The 9,708-nt window shown below is 33.5% G+C and carries 8 protein-coding genes; 5 read left to right on the top strand and 3 right to left on the bottom strand.

All coding sequences use genetic code 11. From position 1 onward, the window contains the following. Positions 1 to 150 precede the first annotated feature (150 nt). Complete coding sequence (locus tag ACFOZZ_RS03150; RefSeq protein WP_055289188.1) at positions 151 to 1,335, top strand: MFS transporter; 1,185 nt, start codon at positions 151 to 153, stop codon at positions 1,333 to 1,335. A 2-nt stretch (positions 1,336 to 1,337) separates the two neighbouring features. Beyond that, positions 1,338 to 1,850, top strand: coding sequence for a nitroreductase (locus ACFOZZ_RS03145; RefSeq protein WP_286696951.1), 513 nt, complete (start codon positions 1,338 to 1,340; stop codon positions 1,848 to 1,850). A gap of 226 nt (positions 1,851 to 2,076) precedes the next feature. On the opposite strand, the gene ACFOZZ_RS03140 is transcribed toward ACFOZZ_RS03145, so the two are convergent. Next, positions 2,077 to 2,880, bottom strand: coding sequence for a Cof-type HAD-IIB family hydrolase (locus tag ACFOZZ_RS03140; protein ID WP_278779186.1), 804 nt, complete (start codon positions 2,878 to 2,880; stop codon positions 2,077 to 2,079). 6 nt (positions 2,881 to 2,886) lie between these two features. Further along, on the bottom strand, positions 2,887 to 3,465 hold the full coding sequence (locus ACFOZZ_RS03135; protein WP_376814684.1) for a histidine phosphatase family protein: 579 nt from the start codon (positions 3,463 to 3,465) through the stop codon (positions 2,887 to 2,889). A 483-nt stretch (positions 3,466 to 3,948) separates the two neighbouring features. Between ACFOZZ_RS03135 and ACFOZZ_RS03130 the strand changes: the two genes are divergently transcribed. From ACFOZZ_RS03130 to ACFOZZ_RS03120, 3 genes are all read left to right on the top strand, one after another. Continuing rightward, a complete protein-coding gene (locus ACFOZZ_RS03130; RefSeq protein WP_376814683.1) occupies positions 3,949 to 6,291 on the top strand; it encodes an HAD-IC family P-type ATPase in 2,343 nt (780 codons plus the stop codon). Continuing rightward, a complete protein-coding gene (locus ACFOZZ_RS03125) occupies positions 6,284 to 7,060 on the top strand; it encodes an HAD-IIB family hydrolase (protein ID WP_278861083.1) in 777 nt (258 codons plus the stop codon). Before ACFOZZ_RS03130 ends, ACFOZZ_RS03125 begins: the two co-directional genes overlap by 8 nt. 156 nt (positions 7,061 to 7,216) lie before the next feature. Beyond that, on the top strand, positions 7,217 to 8,548 hold the full coding sequence (locus ACFOZZ_RS03120) for a citrate synthase (protein WP_147556544.1): 1,332 nt from the start codon (positions 7,217 to 7,219) through the stop codon (positions 8,546 to 8,548). Between the two features lie 499 nt (positions 8,549 to 9,047). Here the strand turns inward: ACFOZZ_RS03120 and ACFOZZ_RS03115 are convergent, their stop codons facing one another. Next, entirely contained in the window at positions 9,048 to 9,284 is a 237-nt protein-coding gene (locus ACFOZZ_RS03115) for an IS200/IS605 family accessory protein TnpB-related protein (protein ID WP_376814685.1), read from the bottom strand. Positions 9,285 to 9,708: the final 424 nt, after the last annotated feature.

Raw genomic sequence — 9,708 nt, 5'->3', positions numbered from 1 at the left:
CGTCCTGCGGGGGTTCGAATCCCTCAACCTGCGCCATTGAATGTTACTCAGGAGAAATCCTGAGTTTTTTATTTTCAGAATATGTAAGAGATTAGAGAATTATTTCTGTTCTGTTATAATATTATTATCACATGTAAGGGAGATTATATAATGGATCAGTCAAAAAGTATTAATATTAAATACTCAATGTTGCAGGGGATTTACTTTGTAGGATTCTGTGCAGTTATGGGCTATGCTGCAGTATATCTAGGGTCAATTGGCATGAGCTCATCTTTAATTGGGATTGTACTTGCAATCGCAAATATTCTAACAAGCATTGCACAACCTGTACTTGGAGGATTTGTAGATAAGTCAAACATTTCTATGAAGAAAGTCTTAATGATCATGTTTGGTTTTTGTAGTATTCTATCTGTATTACTTATGTTTGCAAGTAAGGTTACATTCTTAGCTGCTGCTTTGTTTATTGCAGTCTCTACAATACTCTATACAACAATGCCTTTAGTCAATTCACTTGCTTTCGCATTCCAGAAACAGGGTATTGATGTTAAGTTTGGTGTAGCACGTGGTATTGGATCAGTGGCTTATGCTCTTGCTTCACTTGTATTAGGAAATATAGTAAAAGCAATGAGTCCTACTTTAATGCCACTTGCTTATATTGTTATTTTCTTAGGTATTTTACCTCTTATTCACTCATTTAAGATGCCTGAGACAGAAATAGATGAAGTGATTGAAGAAAAAGTAGTCGAAAAAGAAAGCACAGGAACTTTTATTAAGAAGCATCTTAAATTCATGATCTTCTTAGCTGGTTTTGTATTAGTTTATTTTGATCATACAATCATTAATAATTTCTTTATCAATGTAATTAGAAACGTTGGTGGTAATACTGGAGATATGGGTAATGCAGTATTTTTGGCTGCGATGTTGGAACTACCAACAATGGCTTTATTTGAAAAGTATAAAAATAAAATCAATATCAAAAATACAATCATTATTTCCGCAATATTCTTCACACTGAAACATACTTTAACTTATTTTGCGACAAATATGTTTATGATCTATTTAGCTCAGGCAACTCAGATGCTTGCTTATGCATTATTTATTCCTGCATCTGTTTATTATGTAGATAAATTATTTGATGCAAAGGATGCAGTTAAAGGACAGGCACTCGTTACCACAAGCATGACTGTATCTGGTGTACTAGCTAGTTTCTTAGGTGGCATTTTACTAGATAGTATGGGTGTTTATGAAACATTATTTTTAGGTTTAGTATTAAGTATAGTAGGTACAATTGTGATGATTGTGACTGTTGAAAACGTAAATAAGAAGGGGGCTTGAATATGTTAGATGTTTTAAAAACAAGAAGAAGTATTAGAAAATATACAGATGAAATGCCTAGAGATGACGATCTTGAGAGAATTGTGGAGGCTGGCTTATATGCTCCTACTGGTATGGGCAGACAGGGTGTTAAGTTTGTAGTAGTAAAGAATAAAGAAATGAGAGATTATTTATCAAAGTTGAATGCTAGTGTTATGGGAAGTGATAAAGATCCTTTCTATGGTGCGCCTGTAGTGATTGTTGTTTTATCAAAGAAAGAATATCCTACATATATCTATGATGGATCACTTGCGATTGGCAATATGCTCAATGAAGCGCATGGCTTAGGACTTGGTTCTTGCTGGATTCATCGTGCGAAAGAAGTATTTGAAGGTGAAGAAGGTCAGAGACTTCTTAAAGAATGGGGTATTGAAGAAGGCTATGAAGGCATCGGAAATATTATTATAGGATTTGCGGATGGTAAGGCTCCAGAAGCAGCACCTCGTCTTGATAATCGTGTGATTACAATCGAATAATGAAAAAATCCTCCACAAGGAGGATTATTTTTTTATAGGAAACAAAGAAAGGATACCGGCTGCACCGACACCTAAACAGGCACCTGCACCTATATTATCAAAACAAACACCAATTAATAGACCTAAACTGGCCGTGATAGGTAAATAATATGCTAATTTATCATTGCCTTTTTTCGTGACAATCACCTTGACTAAAGTATAATATACCTATATGAAGATCAGATGTTTATTCAGGAAATAATGTCTTAAGAATATCCTCTAATCCATTTTTATCAATAGGTTTACAGATAATATCGGCTTGTGCCTTTAATTCATCTACGGCATTACCCATAGCTACACCTATCTGACATAATTGAATCATTTCAATATCATTAAGACCATCACCAAATGCATAGGTATCTTTGATATCTAAACCATAATGTTCGAGAACTTTCTTAATACCGATAGCTTTGCTCATTTTAGGAGAAAAGAACTCAAATGAATTATCACTGCCATGCTGATCAAAACTGATAGTAGTACCAAACTTGCCATCTAAATAGTCGCTTACTCTCTGCTTGTCTTTATTTGTGACATTGGCTTCTATCTTAATGGCACGTTTTAAGACATCATTACGGTCAAAATCCATAGAGAACATTTCTTCCATGCCGAGGTTCTTAAAGAACGTATAAAGCTCTTTATAACGTTTATCAATATAAATATGATGTGCTGTTTCAATCATATAATCACAATTCAGTTCTTCAAGCATATCAACTGTCTGAGTCGCAAGTTCTGTATCCATTCTCTCTTCAAAGATAGATTCACCATCAATCTCGATATAACCACCGTTATATAAGACATAACCATCAAACCCCAAATCAAGGAACTGCTGGTTGATCATGGCTTTAGGACGACCACTGCAGATAAAAAGCTTATGCCCATCATTTTGAATTCTTTTAAGTTCTCTTTTTACACCTTCAGGTACATCATAAACTCCATAAGTGTTATCTACAAGCGTACCATCAATATCAAAAAATAATACTTTCTCTTTCATATGTTTCTACTTTACCTCTGGTTTTAATATTTCTACAAACTTAAACTCATTGTTGTCATATGTATAATGAAGAATACAGCAATTAGTAAATCCTCCAGAGTTAAAAATAATGTTTGGGTCATTAAATGCACTAAAGAATTGCATAGAAGCACCGGCATGACTTACTGCAAGAACCACTTCATGGTCTTCTTTATTCATGATTTCAGTTAATGTTTTTACAACTCTATTTTGTACTTGTTTGGCTGTTTCGCCACCATAATGGGGAAATAAGTCATCATATTTAAAATCATCAAAATGAGGATTTAAATCTTCACTTTCTCCTTCAAATAATCCAAAATCTCTTTCCTTAAGACCTTTTACTCTTGTATAAGGTACTTGGCCGTCTGTTACTATTTCTAATGTATCAGATGCTCTTTCAGCCGTACTAGAGTAGTAATGATCAAAAGGAATGTCCTTGATCAACTCTTTTGCAGCTTCTGCCTGCTTAATACCTAGTTCAGTAAGTGGAGAATCACATGATCCCTGAATTCTTCTTCTAACATTAAATAGAGTCTGTCCATGACGCATCATATATAAATGTTTCATAATAAATTTCCTCCTGTATTTATGCGGTTTTTTAGGGGGTTTAAAACACTATAAAGCCTTAAACTAGTAACAAATCAGTAAGAAGAAAAAAGCCGTTTAACATGTTTTAACCGTTAACATAATAAGTATATCATAATATAACAAAAAAGCCGATTGAAGTCGGCTCTTTTATGTAAGAAGATTTATAATTTATGTAAAAAAGAAGTCCTGACTCCCCACAAAATTAAAGCCCCTTTTCTTTTATGGATTCATCATAAGTTATATCTACAACTCCATCTTAAAAGATATACTTTCGTTTTCTTGTGTATTATTATATAAGTTATAAAAATATCATTTCGTTATTCGCCAAACTAATCGATGTATAGATCATTTAGAAATGGTAATAGATATTTTAAATAAAATAAACTGACATTTAATTATGAAAGTACACAAATAATACACTTTTCTTTGTTATGATAGTGCAATAGATGAGGAGTGGTGGATATGAATGAATTAAAAGGCCTCTCACAACAAGAGGTAAAAGAAAGAATAGAACAGGGACAGGTGAACTATACAGGTCAGTCTATCTCTAAAACTAAAAAGGAAATTGTGAAGCAGCATACACTTACATATTTCAACTTTTTAAATATATTTTTAGCTGTTTTGATTATGATTTCAGGACAGTTGCAGAATCTAACGTTTATTGGTGTTATGGTAGCTAATACAATATTAGGTATCATTCAGGAATTCAAGGTTAAGAAAACTATTGATAAGCTAAGTGTTGTTACAGTGGAAAAAGTTAAAACACTTCGTGATGGTCAGCTGATTGATGTTCCTGTAGAAGAGCTTGTTATGGATGATATTATTTTCTTACAAGCTGGTAATCAGATTGGTACAGACTGCCAGGTTGTAGAAAATCATGCATTAGAAATCAATGAATCTCTTTTGACCGGGGAATCAGTACCTGTTAAAAAGAAGGAGAATGATGAAATCTATGCAGGAACCTTCGTCGTGGCAGGAAGTGGTTATGCAAAAGTAATTCGTGTAGGGAATGCGAACTATTCTACAAAGCTAGTGAACCAAGCTAAACATAAGAATCTTGCATCTAGTGAGATGAGAGATTCTATTGAGAAGATTATCAAGGTTATGAGTATTATTATTGTACCTGTAGGTATACTACTTTTTAGAGCACAATATAAAGCCATGCCGAATGATTTTAATACAGCCCTTGTTAAAACGGTAGGCGGTGTTATAGGCATGATTCCTGAAGGACTTGTCCTTCTTACTTCTTTATCTTTTGTATTAGGTGTTGGTCGTCTTGCAAAAAAGAAAGCTCTTGTTCAACAGATGGAATCTATTGAAGCATTAAGCAGAGTAGATGTACTATGTCTTGATAAAACAGGGACTATTACAACAGGTGAACTTAAAGTTAAACATATTGTTCCTATTAGTGATCAATATACGCGTGAGATGATTTGTGATATTATGGGTTCATTTGCTTTCTTAGTAGATGATATCAACCCAACTCAGAAAGCTTTAATGAATTACTTCACTAAAAATGATAAATATCATAAGAAATCAGAAGTACCATTTTCTTCAGAACGTAAATATCGTGCCATTACTTTTGATGATGATCGTTCTTTTGTATTAGGTGCTCCTGAATTCTTGACTGATAATAAAGAAATCTTAGATCAGGTCAGTGGTTATTCTGAATTTGGATTACGTGTATTACTGTTAGGAGAAGCAGATTATTTAGAAGAGGGACATTATCATTCTCTTATTCCAGTTTGTCTTATTACTATTAGTGATATCATTAAAGAAGATGCACATGATACATTTGATTATTTCAAATCTCAGGGTGTTTCTATTAAAGTCCTTTCAGGAGATAACCCTCTTACAGTTTCTCGTGTATGTACCCTTGCAGGGCTTGATAACGCAAATAATTATATGGATGCTTCGACTCTCCCTGATACTGTAGATGAAATGAAACAAGTATTAGGAGAAACATGTGTCTTTGGACGTGTTAAACCAGAACAGAAACAATTGATTATCAAAGCTTTCCAGGAAAATGGTCATGTTGTTGGTATGGTGGGTGATGGTGTCAATGATGTACTTGCAATTAAGGATGCAGATTGTGGTATTGCGATGGCCAATGGCGCAGATGCGGCTAAGCAGGCAGCGCATATTGTATTATTAGATTCTAACTTCAGTTCAATGAAGGAAATTGTAAACGAAGGTCGTGTCATCATTGCGAATATTGAAAAGGTCAGCTCACTCTATCTAACTAAGACTATTTATTCTACAATTCTTAGTCTGATCTTTGGATTCTTCTGCTTAACTTATCCATTTACGCCTTTCCAGCTCTCTTTGGTAAGTGGTATGGCAATTGGATTACCATCATTCATTATTACTCTTGAACACGATACAACAATGAGTTCTAAGGGCTTCTTAACACATGTGATTCATACAGCACTTCCATGTGCTTTAAGTGTTGTAGTGCTTGTACTGTTTAATTTTTTATTAAAGTGGGTGTTCTTCTTAAATGCGAAATACTTTTCTACATATAGTTTCTTAGTGACTATATTTATTAGTTTTATTGTATTATTTAAGGTTTCTAAACCACTCAATTTTTTAAGAAAGTTTAATATTGGTTTAAATATCCTACTTACTATTGGCTGTCTTTATGCAATTCCAACCTATTTTTATATGTATCCTATTACGGACTTACGTGTTATTATAGTAGTAGCTTTTGAATGTGTTGTTGCTTATTATTTAGTCGCACTTATTACAAAAGCATTAGATAACATAACTGAATATAGACGTTGGAAGAGGGAGAAGCATGGATAAAAAATATTTTTTCTTTGATATTGATGGCACTTTGACAGATATTAAAACAGGTATTCCTGTACCTAGTGCATTAGAAACAATTAAAAAATTACAGGACAAAGGACATTTTGTCGCAATTGCGACAGGGCGTGCTTATTATAAAACAAAAGATACTGCTAAGATGCTTGGTATTCATAATCTTGTATCTAATGGAGGGGCAGCACTTATTTATAATGACGAGTTAGTGACAAATAGTCCGTTAGACAGAGAAAAGGCTCTTGCGCTTATTCATGAAGCAGATGAAAAAGGCTTTGGAATATTAATTGCTGTTAATGATAGTATTGATGTCGTGATGAAGGATGAACGCTTTATTGAACAGGTAGGAGAAAGACAGGAACCAACCCGTTATATTCTTGATAAGTCATTGAACTATGATGATTTGAAGGATATTTATAAGATTTATATTGCGATTCCAGAAGACAAAGAAGAAGAACTTACTCTAAGAGATACAGTGGGTCATATCCGCTTTGTACCGCCTTATCTCACTTATCAGCATGATGCAAAAGAAAAAGGTATCATTAAGATGATGGAGTATTTAAAGGCTGATATTAAAGATGTTGTTGTTTTTGGTGATGGTGAGAATGATCTTGTTATGTTTAAGAAGGAATGGACATCTATTGCGATGGGTAATGGTGTAGAAGACTTAAAGAAAAAAGCAGATTTTGTCACAAAAGATTCTACAGATGATGGTATAGAATATGCATGTCGTCATTTTGGATGGATTGATTAAGAAGGAGTAATCCTTCTTTTTTTATATATAACACAAATACATGTATAGATAATTATAAAACAACTAAATAAACTTATGATATTAATGAGAATACTTGTATACAATCTATGAATAATGTGATAGAATAGATTCAACCTTCAAAAAGGAGTTGATGATATGGATCAGAATATAAAAGATTGTTTTAAAAAATCTTTAGATGAGACAGCTATCCCTGGTGAACTTTATAAGAAGTATTCTGTAAAGAAAGGCTTACGTAATGAAGATGGTACTGGTGTATTAGTTGGTTTGACAAATATATCAGATGTAGTGGGATACAAGAAGGTTGATGGTGAAAAAGTTGATGACTATGGTACATTGTATTATCGTGGTATCAATGTGAAAGACATTGTGGAAAATGGAAAAGGACGCCGTTTCCTCTATGAAGAAGTGTGCTTCTTGATTCTATTTGGCTATTTACCAAATAGAGAGGAATTGGAGCATTTTAAGAAGATGATTAGTGATCATTATACCTTGCCTGAAAGATACCTAGAATTAAATATTTTGGGCTATCCAGAGAAGAATCTCATGAACAAGCTACAAAGAGAAGTATTGATGCTTTATAGCTATGATGATGATCCAGACAATGTAGGCGTATTAGAAACATTATATAAGGGAATTGATTTGATTGCGAAGATTCCTGTTATTGTCAGCTATACATATCAATCAAAGGTCCATCATTTTGATAAGGGATCAATGATTATTCATCATCAGAATTATGATTATTCTATTGCTGAACAGATTTTATATTTATTAAGAAGAGATGGTACATTCTCAAATAAGGAAGCAGAAGTACTTAATACTGCACTTATTCTACATGCAGACCATGGTGGAGGTAATAACTCTACATTCACAAATGTTGTTATATCTTCTACTGGTACAGATATCTATTCAGCTATTTCTGGTGCTATTGGTTCTTTAAAAGGTCCAAAGCATGGTGGGGCAAATTTAGCTGTTAAGAAGCAGATGGAACTTGTTATTAACGAAATTGGTATACAAGCTTCAGAACTTCGTATTAGACAGATAGTCCAGGATATCTTAGATGGGGACTTTAATGATCATACAGGACTTATTTATGGTATTGGACATGCCGTTTATACACTAAGTGATCCACGTAGTGAAATCTTAGCAAAACAATGTGAAGAACTATCATACGAAAAATTTAGACATGATGAATATGAATTCTATAGAAAATTCTCAGCTATTGCGATTGATGAAATCTATAAAAGAAAAGGAATTCATGTTTGTACAAATGTCGATTTTTATAGTGGTTTAGTATATGATATGCTTGGTATTCCTGAAGATCTCTATACATTACTCTTTGTAATTGGTAGAACAGTTGGATGGGTTGCTCATAATATTGAATCTAAGCTTTATAGTGGACGAATTGTTAGACCTGCCACTAAATTTGTGGGAGAACTTAAAGAATATAAAAATATCGAAGATAGATAGGGAAAGTGCGACTAAAATCGCATTTTTTCTTTTGATTTCAATAAAAACACTACACTTTTGAACCAATAAATGTTATTATCTTTACAAGGATGTTGTCCTCTTAAGGAGAAATATATGGTTGTTTCCTATTTATTGACAATATGTGGTTCTTTAATCATAATTATTGGAGCTGCTGTATTTATTATTGGAAAACACAGCAAATAAAGTACTCCGGCTTAATTTTAAAATTAAGTCGGAGTTTTTAGCTGCTTAGTATTTAAGTTTTCACCTATTGCTAGTCAATCCTTATTCTTATTGCGTGTCTACTTCGCCTCTATCGTATAGACTACTTGTAGCCACAACGTTACTTTTAGACAGTATATTTAATGCGTCATTAACATCTGCATTTAGTACATTCTCATCAGCTGTTCTATACTGTCCACTATGTATTCTCTTACCGTTGAAATGATATTTTATCACTGTTATAGATTGGTATTGCATCCTTATCCCTGAATCAAGCCTATGAGGTGTACGATTCTTCCGACATTACAAATATGATGCCATTTGATTTACAGAGATATTCAAGCTTATCTTGAAGCATCTCATATGGGATATCAACAAAACTCTGATTATTACTTTTACCTATATTGGAATCCTTCTGAAATGTTTCGTTATAGCCCGCAACAAGTATTCCTATATCATTATCAAGACAATAATTAATCACAATGCGTGCAGTTTTGTTCATGTAGTTATTGATTCTATTGTTGCGCTTACGTGTTATTGTCTTTTGGGCATTTTATTGACATAGTTCTGTTTTTCCCTGATGGACTCTAATCGTGCATTCTCCTGTCAACTTAGGAAAAGAGTTTCCTATACTTTTATTCTAGATCACCCAATTATAAGCACTAAAAAAAGCGCCGAAGCGCCAATGTCATTAAGTTAAGAATTGACAGCTATCAAGGCATACAAACAAAATGTATGCCTTTTTGTGCGACAGGCAGTCGCTTATATGTCATGTCAACAGGGGCATGACATTTTCTGCTTATAAATGATTATTCAAGATAGGGCTCTATTGACTTGAAATGCGTCATGGAATGTAGAAATCCTGTACGTTAAAGTCCTACCTCGTGCGCGCTAGTGCTATTCGAGAAGTCTAATCTAGTGCATCAACGTAAGGCGGT

Source organism: Catenibacterium sp. GCM10023432 (assembly GCF_042651925.1).
Classification (GTDB): Bacteria; Bacillota_I; Bacilli_A; order Erysipelotrichales; family Coprobacillaceae; genus Catenibacterium; species Catenibacterium mitsuoka.
Note: the sequence above shows the minus strand (reverse complement) of the source record. Positions and strands in the feature narration are given on the sequence as shown.